13 protein-coding genes are annotated in these 15,771 nt (G+C 42.9%); 5 read left to right on the top strand and 8 right to left on the bottom strand.

Annotation, left to right across the window (positions count from 1 at the left end):
* Window positions 1-6 precede the first annotated feature (6 nt).
* Entirely contained in the window at window positions 7-1,161 is a 1,155-nt protein-coding gene (locus tag NAF19_RS19575) for a redoxin domain-containing protein (protein WP_252792025.1), read from the bottom strand.
* 91 nt (window positions 1,162-1,252) lie between these two features.
* Window positions 1,253-2,728 (bottom strand): Asp-tRNA(Asn)/Glu-tRNA(Gln) amidotransferase subunit GatB, encoded by a 1,476-nt coding sequence (gatB, locus tag NAF19_RS19570; RefSeq protein ID WP_252792024.1) that lies wholly within the window; start codon window positions 2,726-2,728, stop codon window positions 1,253-1,255.
* Between the two features lie 145 nt (window positions 2,729-2,873).
* Here gatB and NAF19_RS19565 point away from each other — a divergent pair, with 145 nt between their 5' ends.
* The gene (locus tag NAF19_RS19565; protein WP_252792023.1) at window positions 2,874-3,503 is read left to right on the top strand and encodes a hypothetical protein; all 630 of its coding nucleotides are present in this window, start codon (window positions 2,874-2,876) and stop codon (window positions 3,501-3,503) included.
* A 55-nt stretch (window positions 3,504-3,558) separates the two neighbouring features.
* Here the strand turns inward: NAF19_RS19565 and alaS are convergent, their stop codons facing one another.
* Entirely contained in the window at window positions 3,559-6,300 is a 2,742-nt protein-coding gene (gene alaS, locus NAF19_RS19560) for an alanine--tRNA ligase (protein WP_252792022.1), read from the bottom strand.
* A gap of 165 nt (window positions 6,301-6,465) precedes the next feature.
* Between alaS and NAF19_RS19555 the strand changes: the two genes are divergently transcribed.
* The 3 genes from NAF19_RS19555 to NAF19_RS19545 all read left to right on the top strand — a co-directional run bounded on the left by NAF19_RS19555 (window position 6,466) and on the right by NAF19_RS19545 (window position 9,706).
* A complete protein-coding gene (locus tag NAF19_RS19555; RefSeq protein WP_252792021.1) occupies window positions 6,466-6,801 on the top strand; it encodes a MerR family transcriptional regulator in 336 nt (111 codons plus the stop codon).
* 93 nt (window positions 6,802-6,894) lie between these two features.
* Complete coding sequence (locus NAF19_RS19550; RefSeq protein WP_252792020.1) at window positions 6,895-8,994, top strand: ComEC/Rec2 family competence protein; 2,100 nt, start codon at window positions 6,895-6,897, stop codon at window positions 8,992-8,994.
* Window positions 8,995-9,070: 76 nt separating this feature from the next.
* Window positions 9,071-9,706, top strand: a complete 636-nt coding sequence (locus NAF19_RS19545; protein WP_252792019.1) for a hypothetical protein — start codon at window positions 9,071-9,073, stop codon at window positions 9,704-9,706.
* A gap of 72 nt (window positions 9,707-9,778) precedes the next feature.
* Here the strand turns inward: NAF19_RS19545 and NAF19_RS19540 are convergent, their stop codons facing one another.
* The 4 genes from NAF19_RS19540 to NAF19_RS19525 are packed head-to-tail and all read right to left on the bottom strand — an operon-like array spanning window position 9,779 to window position 13,090.
* Window positions 9,779-10,393 (bottom strand): hypothetical protein, encoded by a 615-nt coding sequence (locus NAF19_RS19540; RefSeq protein ID WP_252792018.1) that lies wholly within the window; start codon window positions 10,391-10,393, stop codon window positions 9,779-9,781.
* 2 nt (window positions 10,394-10,395) lie between these two features.
* Entirely contained in the window at window positions 10,396-11,661 is a 1,266-nt protein-coding gene (gene bioA / locus NAF19_RS19535; protein WP_252792017.1) for an adenosylmethionine--8-amino-7-oxononanoate transaminase, read from the bottom strand.
* Entirely contained in the window at window positions 11,658-12,098 is a 441-nt protein-coding gene (locus NAF19_RS19530) for an NUDIX domain-containing protein (protein WP_252792016.1), read from the bottom strand. Before NAF19_RS19530 ends, bioA begins: the two co-directional genes overlap by 4 nt.
* Window positions 12,098-13,090 (bottom strand): cation diffusion facilitator family transporter, encoded by a 993-nt coding sequence (locus NAF19_RS19525; RefSeq protein ID WP_370362895.1) that lies wholly within the window; start codon window positions 13,088-13,090, stop codon window positions 12,098-12,100. Before NAF19_RS19525 ends, NAF19_RS19530 begins: the two co-directional genes overlap by 1 nt.
* A 464-nt stretch (window positions 13,091-13,554) precedes the next feature.
* On the opposite strand from NAF19_RS19525, the gene NAF19_RS19520 reads away from it, so the two are divergent.
* Window positions 13,555-14,748 carry a pyridoxal phosphate-dependent aminotransferase gene (locus tag NAF19_RS19520; protein WP_252792015.1) on the top strand — a complete coding sequence of 398 codons (1,194 nt, stop codon included), beginning with the start codon at window positions 13,555-13,557 and terminating at the stop codon, window positions 14,746-14,748.
* A 173-nt stretch (window positions 14,749-14,921) separates the two neighbouring features.
* Here the strand turns inward: NAF19_RS19520 and NAF19_RS19515 are convergent, their stop codons facing one another.
* A complete protein-coding gene (locus NAF19_RS19515) occupies window positions 14,922-15,455 on the bottom strand; it encodes a hypothetical protein (RefSeq protein WP_252792014.1) in 534 nt (177 codons plus the stop codon).
* Between the last annotated feature and the right edge of the window lie 316 nt (window positions 15,456-15,771).

The following is a 15,771-nucleotide window of genomic DNA, read 5'->3' as shown; positions in this document are numbered from 1 at the left end:
TAAATGTTACTTTATTTTAACGATTTGTTGAGATTTGCTAAATGTCTTATTTAAAAATTCTTCAAGGTCGGCGCCAAAAACGTTCTTCGCAACAATAACACCATCAGGATTGATGATGTAATTTGTAGGGATTTGGAAAATATGATACAGGCGTTCAGTCGGTCCTTCAAAATTCTTTAAATCAGAGCCATGGGCCCAGGTCAGCTTGTCGGCATTTACCGCCTGCTGCCATTTGCCTTTGTCCTGGTCGAGCGATATGCCCAGTATATTAAGACCTAACGGTTTATAAATGGCGTATTGTTTTACAACATTTGGATTTTCGTTCCGGCATGGAACGCACCACGATGCCCAGAAATCAACCATTACATATTTGCCCTTATAGTCCGAAAGCTTTATTGGTTTACCATCAATTCCGCCCACAGTAAAGTCAGGTGCCTTGTGGCCGATAGTAACCGGCGCCAGCGACATTTTACTGTTGATAAATTGCTGCACCAGCGGGTTGTCTTTAAAATAAGGTTTTATAGCTTCGGCAAATGCTACCAATTGGGATTCATATTTGATTGAGTCAACAGCGTTTATTGCATAAAAACCGGCCAGCGACTGTTTGTTATCGTTGGCGAATTTCAAAATGGCAACACTATATTCGTCCATGTATTTTGCCAGCTGCGGTTTGTAAATTGCAACTAACGAATCCTGTTGTTTTTGGGTAGGATGATCGCCTAATGACTGTGCTTTTTCCTGGAACTCGTTTGCAACTTTATTTGGTTTTTCGCTGTACTGGTTACTTACGCGGTTAAATTCCTTTATCTTTTCCGATTCTGCCGAACCTGTTACCTGGTAGGCATTTGCCTTGTCGGCAAGGCTGGTTGCAAAGGTGATTTCGTCACCATTTTTGGCAATTAAATCAAACATCACACCGCCCAGACGAATTTTAAATAAACCCGCATATGGACTGTGTTCTTTAAATTGAAATTTTCCGCCGTCGCTAAGGTTTGCCGAGTCAATAACGGCCACATTTGTATCGGCCTTCAACAGGAATACTTTTTTAACACTGCCCGGGTTTTTTATTTCGCCCGAAATAGTAAATGCATCCTTGTCTTTACATGAATAAATGGCAAACGAAAACAGGATAACGGATAGGGTAATTAAATGCTTTTTCATTTTTCTTTATACTTTACATACGGAGAAAGGCAGCGATGGTTGTCTATACTATCAATCTCTCTTTTTATTTTCTCTTTCGGACTTCCGGACTTTACTGACTTTCGGACTTCTCCAGCTCCTTAATCAACAACTGGTTAGTTTTCTGTGGGTCAATTTTCCCTTTCGAGCTTTTCATAATCTCGCCCATAAACAAACCTAAAACGCCTTTTTTACCTTTTTGATATTCAATCACTTTATCCGGGTATTTGGCTAAAGCATCCTGTATAAAGCGGTCAACATCGTTGGTATCGGCGCTTATTAACAGGTTCATTTCCGTTGCCAGCTGCGCAGCATTTTTATCGCTGTTTTTTATAAGCCCGGGGAATAGTTTTTGCGCGGCTACCGTATTATTTACCTTGCCCGAATCAACCAGGTGAATTAATCCGGCCAAAGTTCCAGGTTTCAATGTAAAATCACCAATAGCAACGCCCGAATCATTTAAATATGATTTCACAGCCCCCATCAGCCAGTTAACTGCCGATTTATAGTTATCAGTTTTTGCAATTAACGCCTCAAAGTACAATGCGACATCTTTATCAGCGGTGATAACGCTTGCATCGTAGTCAGATAGCCCGAGTTGTTCCGTATATTTTGCATAAAGCGCATTCGGCAAAACGGGCATGCTGCTTTGTATGGTGTTTAAATATTCTTTGGTTAACGCCAGCGGTGTAAGGTCGGGCTCCGGGAAATAGCGGTAATCGTTTGCCATTTCTTTCGAGCGAAGCACTGAAGTTTCGCCGGTATCAGCATTAAAATTTAAAGTATTTTGATCGATATGGCCGCCGTTTTCGATAATGTTTACCTGGCGTTCAAACTCATGCTCGATGGCGCGCTGTACGTTGCGGATGGAGTTTAAGTTTTTCACCTCGCAACGGTTGCCGTAGGTGGTTTGTCCTCTTAGTCTCACGGATATGTTGGCATCACAACGCATGCTGCCTTCCTCCATATTGCCATCGCAAACATCGAGGTAGCGCACCAATTTGCGTATCTCGGTTAAAAACTGGCCGGCCTCTTCGCTGCTGCGCATATCGGGCTCGGTAACAATTTCAATCAGCGGTACACCTGCCCTGTTCAAATCGATCAGCGAATCGGCATGGTGCTGGTCGTGCATGCTTTTGCCAGCGTCTTCTTCCAGGTGGATATGATGGATGGCTATATTTTTTGTCCCTTCGGCTAACCTAACCAACACCGAACCACCTAAGCAAATAGGCATCTGGTCCTGCGTTATCTGGTAACCTTTGGGCAAATCGGCATAAAAGTAGTTTTTGCGGGCAAAAGTATTGCGCAGGTTAATGGTGCAGTTACAGGCCAAACCCATTTTCACTGCATATTCAACAGCCTTTTTATTAAGCTTTGGTAAAGTACCGGGGTGCCCTAATGATATGGCGCTGATGTGCTCATTGGGACCGGCGCCAAATGCTGCCGAATCCGGCGAAAATGCTTTACTTAAAGTGGATAATTGTGCGTGAACCTCTAACCCAACAACTAATTCGTATTTGTCACCTATCCCGGCTGTAAAACTTGTCATATAAAATAAATGCGGCGGTGGTATAACCGTAATTGAACGCCAAATATAAAAAGTTATTAGTTATTAAAGCGAACAGCTCAATAAATAGCTTACAAAATTGACATTATCGGCACGCGTTTTGGCTTCTATATTTTAAATAACAACTATGATGAAGAAATCGATTTTTAGTTTGCTGACGGCTTTAATATTGCTGGCAGTAAGCAGTGCCGAAACAAAGGCGCAGGTGAGTGCCAGTGTAAGCATTGGGATATGGACACCTCCGCCGGAATATGCGTCGGTAAATTATTATTATTTACCCGATGTGGAAGCCTATTACTATGTACCAACACATCAATATGTTTACCTGGACGGCCCCAGCTGGGTATTCAGGCCTTCGCTGCCGCCGCGCTACGCATCTTACAATATTTCTACCGGTTACAAAGTAGCTGTTAACAGGCCCCGTGCCTACCGTTATTTCGGCCACGACCGCAGATCGTATGAGCATTTTCGCGGCAGACCGGGCGGCACAATTGTGCGCGACCATTACCACACCCGGGTTATAAACAGGCCAGGCAGAAGCGAGCATTTCCGCGGTGGAAATGTCCATAATAACATACATGGAGGAATACCTCATGGTGGCGGAGGTAGACCCCACGGTGTTGGTGGCGCACCTCACGGCGGCGGCGGACACGGTGGTGGCGGCGCACCTCACGGAGGTGGCGGACATGGTGGCGGTGGCGCACCTCACGGTGGTGGCGGACACGGCGGTGGTGGCGGTGGCCACGGACACCATTAATCAATATTGAGATTATAAGATTTGACAACTCATAAACGAGTTGTCAAATCTCTTTTTATGCGATAAAAGCCTTGGCCTTTTCCAGCGCCTTATCCAGGCCGCTAACATTACTCCCGCCTGCGGTTGCAAAAAATGGCTGACCACCACCTCCGCCTTTAATTTCTTTGGCAAGTTCACGTACAATGTTACCAGCATTCAGGCCTTTTTCTTTAACCAGGTTCTCAGCAATCATTACCGTAAGCGACGGTTTACCGTCGATGTCGGCAGCTAACACCAGGAACAGGTTATCTACAATATCTTTTAGTTGATGTGCCAGGCCCTTTATGGCATCGGCATTAGGCAACTGCACTTTTTGGGCAATGAAATTGATGCCGTTTATCACTTCAGCCTTTTCTGCCAGCTCGTTTTTTAATCCAGCTGATTTTTCGAGTACCGATTTTTCAATTTCCTTTTTAAGCTTTGCGTTCTCTTCCAATAGGCTTTCCACGCTTTTTGAAATATCCTTAGGATTTTTGAGCAGCTCTTTTAGCTGGTGAACGAGTTTATTTTGTTGAATAATAAAATCTTCAGCAGCAATACCTGTTATCGCCTCGATGCGCCTTACACCCGCAGCTACAGCGCTTTCGCTTATTATTTTAAAGAAACCTATTTGCCCGGTGGCTTTAACGTGTGTACCACCGCAAAGCTCCTTGCTGAACTCATCATCAAAAGTTATCACGCGCACATACTCGCCATATTTCTCACCAAACAGCGCGGTAACCCCGCTGGTAATCGCTTCTGCATATACAACGCTCCGCTCTTCTTTTAAGGCAATGTTTTCGCGGACTTTTTGGTTTACTATTGCCTCTATCTGCGCCAGTTCCTCGTCGGTTACCTTAGCAAAGTGCGAAAAGTCGAACCGCAGGTAATCCGGGTTTACCAGCGAGCCTTTTTGGTTTACGTGGCTGCCCAATACCTGTTTCATCGCAGCATGCAAAAGGTGCGTGGCGCTATGGTTGCTGTTGGTACGGTTGCGTAAAGCAGGGTCCACAATGGCGGTTAGCGCGTCATCAATATCCACCGGCAGTTTGTCGGTAAAATGAACAATCAGGCCGTTTTCTTTTTTAGTGTCCGTAACTTCAATCACCTCACCATCTGGGAAAACCAGTTCGCCTTTATCCCCCACCTGTCCGCCGCTTTCGGCATAAAAAGGAGTTTTATCCAGTACAATCTGGTATTGTTCGGTGCCTTTTGCTTTTACCTTGCGGTATTTTACAATATGGGCAATGGTTTCGGTTTCGTCGTAGCCGGTGAACTCAACGGTATCGTCGTCTTTAAGGACAACCCAATCGCCAGTATCGATGGCAGTGGCAGCGCGGGAACGAGTTTTTTGTTGTTGAAGTGCGGCATCGTAATCGGCTAAATCTACTGTCCATCCAATTTCCCGAGCCATTAATTCTGTAAGGTCTATTGGAAATCCATGTGTATCCGATAACTCAAATGCAAACCGTCCAGCAATTATTTTATTTCTTCTCTCGGAAGTGAACTCTTGCTGTAGAGATATTGTGGCCTTGGCCAAGTCACTAATCTGTTTCTCACTTTTGTTTCCTTCCGGAAAAGTTACCGCATCTTTAAGGTTTGTCGTATAATTCCAAAATCTTATTAGTCCATTTTCCAATGTCCTTAAAAAAGAATTCTCCTCTTCCAAAACAACTTTCTGCACAAAATCTTTCTGGTCATATAAATTATCAAATACACCCTTAAACTGCTCAGCCAATAATGGCACCAGTTGATTTAAAAACGGTTCTTTAAATCCCAAATATTGATAGCTATACCTAACTGCACGGCGCAATATCCTGCGGATAACATACCCTGCTTTATTGTTTGATGGCAGTTGCCCGTCGGCAATAGCAAAACTAATGGCGCGGATATGGTCGGCTAGTACCCGCATTGCAACGGCTTCGTTCCAACCTTCCGCGCCGGGCTTAGCGGCGCTGTTGTAGGTTATTCCGCTTTTTTGTGCGATAAAATCAATCAGCGGGGTAAATACATCCGTATCATAATTTGAGCTTTCCCCCTGCATCACACGCACCAAACGCTCAAAGCCCATCCCCGTATCCACGTGCTTAGCCGGCAACGGCTGCAGCGAACCATCCTTTAGGCGGTTAAACTGCATAAACACGTTATTCCATATCTCTATAACCTGCGGATCGTCGGCATTTACTAAACTTGCACCGCTTACTTTCTGGCGTTCAGCATCCGTGCGGTTATCGTAGTGAATTTCGGAACAAGGACCGCAGGGGCCTGTTTCGCCCATTTCCCAAAAATTATCCTTTTTGTTACCCATAATAATGTGGTCTTCGGGCACAAATTGTTTCCAGAAATTGATGGCTTCGGTATCTTTCGGTAAACCTTCCTTTTCGTCACCTTCAAAAACGGTAATGTACAGGCGCTCCTTGTCTATCTTGTATACTTCGGTCAGCAGCTCCCAACTCCATTCAATGGCTTCCTTTTTAAAGTAATCGCCAAAGCTCCAGTTGCCCAGCATCTCGAACATGGTGTGGTGATAGGTATCGATACCTACTTCCTCCAAATCGTTATGCTTGCCCGATACACGCAAACAGCGCTGCGTATCAACCGCTCGTTTAAATTTCGGCGTTTCCTCGCCTAAAAAAATCGCTTTAAACTGGTTCATCCCCGCGTTTGTAAACATCAGCGTAGGGTCGTTTTTAATTACAATAGGCGCCGAGGGTACAATGGTATGTCCTTTCGATGCAAAAAAATCAAGAAAAGCCTGACGAATTTGAGTAGCTGTCATGACGCAAAGGTAAGTATTAGTCCGAAATTGTCTGAACCATGATTAAAGGATTTAAAGATTTCCTGATTTTAACGGATCCGATTGGCCGTTTATATAAACAACCTTAAGTATCTGTTAATTTTATTACCCTATTCCGATATTCCAATTAAACAATTACATTTGCATATGCCATATAAAGAACGGGAAATCAGCAAGATGTACTACACCATGGGTGAAGTGGCTATTTTATTCGATGTAAACCAATCGTTGATAAGATTTTACGAGAAGGAATTCGACATTTTGCAGCCTAAAAAGAACAAAAAAGGCAACCGTTATTTTACCCCTGAGGACATAGAAAACCTTAAAATTATCTTCCACCTGATACGAGATAAAGGCTACACGCTAACAGGTGCAAAAGAATACTTAAAAAACAACATGGCTGATTCCAAAGACAGCCACCGCGTAATCAGTTCGCTCGAAAATCTTAAAAAGTTTTTGATTGAGGTGCGGGATCAGTTATAAATATTTTCACGAATTCCAATTCGTGCAATTCGATTTAATTCGTAAAAATTAGTGTTTTCTTAATTCGAATAAATTCGTGAAATTAGTGGCTATATGATAGCCAACCACAAAGGCGAAATCCCTTTCCTTATCCTGTTATTTCCATTTGTATTGGGTATTGGTTTGGCTATCAATTTTCCATCGCCTCAATATATTAACTCACTGCTTGTACTGGGTGTTGTTATTAGCCTGATTTTCATCGCCCTAAATTTCACCTATACCCAACTATCAGTTTATAAAAACCGTTGGATCGGCGGCTTTTTGCTAGCTATCATCCTGCTTTTATCCGGCTACATCAGCGTTATAAATAATAACGAGCTTAACAACCAAAAGCACTTTTCAAAAGTGCAAGCCCAATACCTGGTTGTAAAAATTAACAGCGAACCCGTTTTTAAAAACGGCTGGCTCAGGTTTACGGTTACCGTGGAGCAAACTGTAAATAACGACAAACATACTGCGGCAACCGGAACATTGCTCATCACCCTTAAAGACATTGCACCCGATCTTGCCTATGGCGATGAACTGCTCATTCCTGCAAAATACAGCCCGGTAAACCCACCCTTCAACCCTGCTGAATTTAACTATAAGCAATACCTGGCCAACCAGAACATTTATTATCAGCAGTTTTTATTCGCTAAACAATACAGCGTGCTTGCAAAAGGTAAGGGCAATGAATTGATCAGCTATTCGCTGCACAAAAGGCGGGTGCTGGTTGAGAAACTAAAACGCAGCATGCACGACACCAGCGCAATTGCCGTAGCATCTACACTAATTTTAGGTTACAAAGCCGATTTAAGCGATGATGTTTTACAGGCTTATTCAAAAACCGGGACTATACACGTGCTGTCTGTTTCGGGGGCGCATGTGGCGGTGGTTTACATATTATTAACGTTTGCCCTTGGCTTTTTAAACCGGTTTAAATATGGTAAACTGCTAAAGGCGCTCATAATTATAACGTTTATTTGGTATTACGCTATGCTCACCGGGTTCTCGCCGGCTGTTTGCAGGGCCGCAGTGATGATCAGCGTGGTGGTAATTGGCAAAACTTACAGCCGCTACATCAATTTACTGAATATAATGGCGGCATCGGCTATGGGGTTGCTGTTTTATAACCCGCTTTATATTGTGGATGTGGGTTTTCAACTATCTTACCTCGCAGTATTCGGGCTAATTGTGTTGCAGCCAATTGTGTATAAGTGGCACAAATTTAAAAACAAATGGGCCGATAAATTATGGTCGGCCAGCTCGGTGTCTATCGCTGCACAGGTCATTACCTTTCCGTTAAGCGCATTTTACTTTCACCAGTTCCCGGTTTATTTTTTAATCAGCAATTTGTTTATCGTTATCCCTACAGAGATAATCATGTACTCCGGTATTTTCCTCCTGCTGTTACCGCAAATACCATTTGTGTCCAATGGGTTAGCCTGGGTGCTCGAAAATTCTATATTGGCAATGAACAGGTTTTTAACCTGGATTGAACACCTGCCCTATGCCTCCATTTCAAAAATATGGCTCACCACTGCCGAATACCTGCTGCTTTACGTTATTATTATCAGCCTTTTTTATTTTCTGTATGATAAAAAGAAATGGCTGATTAAACTTGCGTTGACATGCGTTTTAATATTTTCCGTAAGTATGTGCATCGAAAAAATCAATGCGTGGCGTAGCAACAATATAGCCTGGCTAACTCTCAATAAACACAAAGCAATAGTATTTAAAAACGGCAGCGCCACCGTTGTACTTACCGATTTAAAAGACACCTCCAAAACCTACCGTTATTCGGTGCAGCCTTATTTGGACAGCTGCAGGATAAGTAACATACGATTACTGCCGCTAAATAAAAACATTAATATACCATGGATGGCTAAACAAGGCGGCCTGGTGCAATTTTTTAATAAAAGGGTTTTGCTTCTAAACAGCCAGGTCATTGATAACGAGCTTTCCCAAAAGTTAAGCGCCGATTATATTTATATTACCGGCAACCCGCACACCCAACTTGAAGCAATAAACAGTAACTTCGCTTACCGCTTACTTGTAATGGATGGCAGCAACAGCGATGCTTATATCGACAAGTTAAAGGGCGAAGCCATAAATAATAATATAAAATTTAAGGTTCTGAAACGTAACATTTCGCTGATCACGGTATCTAACTAACGCAATAAACAATAAAACAAAATTTGCATTTAAGTTAACAATACGCTAAATTGTATTAAAAACAACCCTAAAAAACATGAATATTAAATTTTTTAACGTTGCCCTGGGCGTAGCACTTGCAGCAACCACATTGAGCGCCAGCGCGCAAAAAAATTACACATCGGGTATGGTGGCTTACACTACCGAAATGCGCGGTCAGCAGGCCGATGTTAAACAATATTTCACTGCAGATTCGACAGCAATATTGATAACATTAGGGCCCGCTAATGTCAAGATATTAACCACTGCCAAGCACGATTACCTGGCGGTTGTTCTGGACGTACCTGTTGCAAACATGAAAAAAGCCGGCATTGCTACCCCGGCTGAACTTGAGGAAGGAATGTCGCAATTGCCAACTTTTACATTTACACCCGGAACTGAAACCAAGCAGATATCGGGTTTTAACTGTAAAAAAGTAGTTGCCAAAGACGCTAAAAGCGGTAAAACATACGATGTATGGATCACTAACGACATTACCGTTCCCGAAACCGCCGTACCGTTTTACTATACTAAAATAGGTGGCTTCCCTGTTCAGTTTACTGCCTTTCAGCAGGGCCAGGAGCAGCCAATTACCATATCAAGCGTATCGGATGCGAAAGCACCTGCCGGCACTTATGCAATTGCCAAAGACTTTGAAAAAGTTGGTATGAGCGATCTTGGCGGCGGCAGATAATTAACAATATTTCTCTCACAAAAAAGCCATCCGCAGCTAATGTGGATGGCTTTTTTTGTAGTTGATAACTTTTTAGGCAGGTATCATTTCGCCCGCCAGTGCATTCACCCAATCGTTAAATAACCGGGTTTCATAATCAACTGCTATTTGCGCATGCTGCTCCCATTGCGGCGAAAATTGCTTCAACTGGCTGATCATCTCTTCCAGGTGCCCTTCTTCTTCCAGTATTATTGATTTGACATTGACCTTGCTGCCTGCATCGTCAAGTGCCTGCTGATACACCGGATAAAGTTCATCGGCACGTACCTCAATGGCATAAGTAACCAGCAGGTAAGCCGCAAAGCGTAAATCCTTACCTGATAGTTTTAAGGCCTGTTTTAAGTACCTGCTAACCTGTATATCCAACTGGTTTAAATAGTATTTGCTGTATCCCGGCGCCAATAAAAATTCAGGAGCATAGGTAGCACAAGCAGCCGGGCCGGTTTTTTCTATTTGTTTTTTTAGATAGAATGCATGGCGGTGTTCTTCGGCAGCGTGTTTTAGTATAATGTAGGTAACCGTTAGCGGGTCCTCGCTGGCTGATATTTTACGCGCCCCGGTATTTTCCATTAACGATAGTGTGTTCAACCATTTGGCATGCAAGGCGTTATCAGCAATTATTGATGGCAGCAGTGTGTTTAGTTCCATAGTTATATCTCATCGAGCGCACGCTCAACATGGCTGTAAATATAGGCCAGTTCATCATTGGTAATGCAATACGGGGGTAAAATGTAAACAATGTTACCAAGCGGCCGCAATATGATGCCGGCCCTTAAAAAATAATTGTACAAAGTATCGCGCAGCGAACTGAAATAAGAAGTGTCGTTACCCGTTTCCCATTCCATTGCAAGTATGGTACCTGTTTGGCGTACAGTTTTTATTTTAGAGTGATTCTTTATTTTTTGCAGGAATAAGGTGTGCATCTGCTCGATCCTTTCAATATTTTGACGGGTTGATGGTTCGATAAACAAATCCATGCTGGCCAGCGCCGCTGCGCAGGCTACCGGGTTAGCGGTGAACGAATGCCCGTGAAAAAGCGTTTTCAGGCGGTCGTCAGATAAAAACGCATCGTAAATCTGCGTGCTGCAGGTAGTTACACCCAGTGCCATGGTACCACCGGTAAGCCCCTTGGAAAAACACATGATATCGGGTTGCTCTGTTAAATGATCACAGGCAAAATTCTTCCCGGTGCGGCCAAACCCTGTAAACACCTCATCGTCGATCATCAGGACATTCTCCTCTCGGCAATGTTTCATCAGCTCATTAAGGTATTTTGCTTCGTACATTATCATCCCACCGGCTCCCTGCACCAAAGGTTCGAATATAAAGCAGGCTAATTCAGATTTGAGACTTGAGATTTGAGATTTAAGACTTTGTATATTTTCTTCTGTTGGCAAATCAATAAACTCAACCTCAAATAAGAGAGAATCAAACGCAGCAGTAAAGGCACTGCGACCACTTACAGCCATGGCCCCGAAAGTATCGCCGTGATAGGCATTTTTAAAGGCCAGTATTTTTGTACGGGCCTCGCCACTGTTGTGCCAGTATTGCAGGCACATTTTTATGGCCACTTCGTTGGCGGTTGAGCCATTATCCGAATAAAATACTTTTTGTTGATTGCCGGGTAACAGCTTTAATAACCTTTCGGCCAGTTCCACCGCACCTTCGTGCGTGAAACCGGCGAATATTACGTGTTCCAACTTTTGCAACTGCTCGGCAACTTTTTGGGCAATGTAAGGATGTGCATGCCCGTGTATATTTACCCACCATGATGAAACCGCATCGATATATTTTTTTCCGCTTTCGTCAAACAGGCAAGCACCCTCACCGCGCACAATTGGCACCGGCGCCTGAGCAGTTTGCATTTGGGTATATGGGTGCCAAATTACCTTTAAATCGCGTTCAACAAGGCTCATATGGTTTCAATTAAAAGTTCGGCAACGCGCTTATCTGTAGGAAAGATAAAATCTTCGAGGTGCATGTCGCTGAGGTTTACCCAGCGGAAAGCCTGCAGCGTGTCGCCCTCGCTATCAAAATCAAACACAACGGTTTTAATATTAAGGTTTATCGGGTCGATGTTTTTAACAAGGTAATAAATACTGATAACCTGTGAATTATTAAACGCCGATTTCACATAAAAATCAGTAGTATAAAAATGGCTTAGCACTTCCACATTCAAGTTGCATTCTTCAACAAACTCGCGCTTAAGGCCATCTATCAAACCCTCACCCGGCTCCAACCCTCCGCCAGGGAATTTGGTGAAGCGCATGCCGTATTCCTGCTCATCACTTATCAGCACCTGGCCTGCGTCGTTAATTAAAATTCCGTAAACACGTACGTTAAATGGATACATTATTCAAAGTGTTTTTTGTTGCGGATAATTTTATCCATCGTCCAAATAATATCTTCGTTTTTTGCTTCGCTGCGTATGGGACAATTCGGCATGCTGCAGTAGTGACAGCATTCCGGCAAACAGGGATCGGCATGGATAAAAAGTTCCGTTTTGGTAACTTCATTATTTATTAGCTCGTCAACCAACTTAACTTCTGCGTGCACCCTATTTAAATCAAAATAATTAGGCAGCGTTAAATGGCAATCGATATGCAGCTCGTGACCATATTTTTGCGCGCGAAAATTGTGGATATCAATCCATTCGTCGCGGCGTTTTTCATTAAGTACCGATACAATTTCATTTACCACCCCAAAATCGGCTTCATCCATCAGGCCTGAAACCGAACGGCGTACCAAGCGGTAACCGCTATACAAAATGTAGATTGCCACTAAGATAGACAAGCCACTATCGAGCCACAATATTTTTGTAAAATGAATAAGCAGTAAACCAACTACCAGCCCAACGCTGGTAACCATATCGGCCATAAGGTGCCTGCCGTCCGCTTCGATAGTTATTGAATGGAGCGACTTGCCTTTATTAATCATAAAATAGCCAAGTCCGCCGTTAACCACGCCGGTTATTCCGATAATGATGGCGCCGGTTATAAGATCGTGTATAGCATTGGGGTAAAATATACCATAAACAGCTTTAACAATGATGATAATGGCCGCAATGGCAATCAGCGAGCCTTCGATAAAAACAGAGAAATACTCTACTTTACCATGACCGTAAGGGTGGTTTTCGTCGCGTGGCTGTGCTGCCAGGTAAATACTAAAAAACGCAAAGGAACTGGCCAGCACGTTTACTATGCTTTCGGTAGCATCAGTAAGTACAAAGGTTGACGCAGTTAAAAAATATGCCCCGAATTTTGCCAGCATCAGGACTACACCCACTATCAACGCAACCAGTATTATCCTTTTCTGTTCTTTCAAAACCGTCCTTATTTGCGGCAAAAATATGGTTTTTATTAGGAAATGGATGTGATTTAGGCCAGGGAATTAAAAAAGAAATGAAAGGATTGATGCATAGACATTTTGGGTGGCGTCGTAGACACGTGATGCATCGCGTCTCCCGAAGGACAGGCCTGCGCTTGGTTGATATTTTCCATTTTAAAAACCAGGTACTATTATTAATTGTTCACCAACATGTGGTTTACCTGTCAGCGGGAGACGCGAAGCATCGCGTCTCTACGGGGTGCTTTTAAATATTTTTTAGTTTTATCACTTTTGCAAAATTCGTCCTGTTGATTTTAAAGTTCATAATCAATAAATATAAACTACGTTTAAAATTACTTTTTTTGCAAAATACAGATTAAGGAAATGTTAAAAAACAGTAACAAACAACTGCCAGACTCAAGACTAATTACTTCAGACTTAAGACTTTTTCTATATTTGCCGCGCAATAATCAAAAAACAATATGAGTACATTAAGTAACAGGATAAATAACCTGTCGGAATCAGCTACTATCAAGATGGCCAAAATGGGCCGCGAACTTGCAGCAAAAGGTGTTGATGTGATAAGCCTAAGCTTTGGCGAGCCGGATTTTCATACCCCTGAGCATATTAAGGAAGCTGCCAAGAAGGCTATGGACCAAAACTTTACTTATTATACCCCGGTATCGGGTTACCCTGAATTAAGAAAAGCGGTAGTTGCCAAATTAAAAAACGAAAACGGACTTGACTACGATTTCAGCCAAATTGTGGTTTCAACCGGCGCAAAGCAGGCTATTGCCAACGCGGTGCTATGTTTGGTAAACCCAGGCGAAGAAGTTATTATCCCTACACCCTACTGGGTATCTTACAGCGAGGTGGTTAAACTTGCTGAAGGTGTAAGTGTATTTATAGATGCCCCTGTTGAGCAGGATTTTAAAATCACCCCAGCACAGTTGGAAGCCGCCATCACCCCAAAAACAAAACTGTTTATGTTTTCGTCGCCATGCAACCCTACCGGCAGCGTTTATAGTAAAGACGAGTTGGAAGGTTTGGCAAAAGTATTTGAAAAATATCCTCAAGTTTATATCCTGTCTGACGAGATTTATGAGCACATCAACTTCGTTGACAAGCATGAATCGATCGCACAGTTTGATTATATAAAAGATCGTGTAATTATCATCAACGGCTGGTCGAAGGCGTTCGCTATGACAGGCTGGCGTATAGGGTATACCGCATCGAACAAAGAAATTGCAAATGCCTGCGATAAAATGCAGGGACAAATCACATCAGGTACCTGTTCAATTACCCAGCGTGCCGGTGTTGCTGCTTATGAAGGAGGCCTGGAGTCGGTTCTTGAAATGCGCAAGCAATTTAAAATACGCCGCGATTTGGTTTATGGTTTATTGAAAGATATTGACGGCATAAAAGTTAACCTGCCCGAGGGCGCGTTTTACTTCTTCCCGGATGTTACTTCATTCTTCGGCAAGAGCTATAATGGCAAAACCATTAATGATGCCGATGAGCTTGCGATATTCTTGTTAGAAGAAGCCCATGTGGCAACTGTTGGCGGTGATTCATTTGGCGACAAAAAATCAATCCGCATAAGCTATGCCGCAGCCGAGGATAAGTTGATTGAGGCAATGAGCCGCATTAAAGGGGCATTGGGAAAATTAGTTTAATCTACGTAGAGACGCAATATTTTGCGTCTTCTACTTAAAGGAAGGTAAACCATACGAGGAAGTTCCAGCACTGCTCCGAGACGCAAAATATTGCGTCTCTACAAAAAATCCACAAAAAAGCCCTTTATCGCATTGATAAAGGGCTTTCGTTTTTTTGCTTGAATTACTAACACTTACAGTGCAAAACCGTAAGCTAAACGCAGGGCTACTACTCCGTAGCTATCGCTCTGGCCTGAGAAGTTTTCGTAACGAACGCCAACATCCCATGATTTGTTAGCCCAGCCTACAGCAGGTGACAAAATCAATTTGGTGTTTTTAGCGTATTTGGTTTCGAAACCGGCACCGGCTTCACCGCCTAAATAAATATTATCGGTAAGGAAACCTTTGATACCAAGTTTTACAGGAACAACACCAAAGCTTTCGCCGCCTACGTCTTTAGCAGCCTGGGTAGCGAAGAAGTTATAGTAACCTGAAGTAAAAGTTAACGCAAGATTTTTTTCGATACCATATTGTAAACGGGCAGTACCGCCAAGTTCGAATTTTGAATACGCAGGACTGGTGCTTAACGCGCCAGTTGGTATGCCGGCTTCAACTCCAAAGCCCAGGCGCCATGCGCTTTTTTCCGTGGTTTGGGCTTTTACGTTAACTGAGAAAAATATAGCTGCAGCAGTTGCTACCGAAGCTATCCATTTTGTTGAGTTTTTCATTGTTGTGTTTATCATTTAAGTGAACTGATAGATAATTCTATACACTCCCCCCTAAACAAATACTTTGCCAGTGTGCCAAAACCAATGTCTGATTTATGTAAACAAGCCTTTAACGTACTAATTAACAAGTTTTATTAACAATTGTTAAATCCTTAGAAGATTGATAATCAGCTGACTTTTTTACTGCAATAGTTAGGAGTGATAGTTGTCATTTTTTTAACATTGGCATAATCCAGCCTGTCAGTCTAACCGTTGTCACTGACATTGTAACAGTATTTTTGCAGGGTAAAAAGGTCGAAATTGTACTATCGAGAGG

This window comes from Mucilaginibacter flavidus (assembly GCF_024055575.1).
GTDB lineage: Bacteria > Bacteroidota > Bacteroidia > Sphingobacteriales > Sphingobacteriaceae > Mucilaginibacter > Mucilaginibacter flavidus.
The sequence above is the reverse complement of the archived record's forward strand: the minus strand, read 5'-3'. Positions and strand labels throughout refer to the sequence as shown.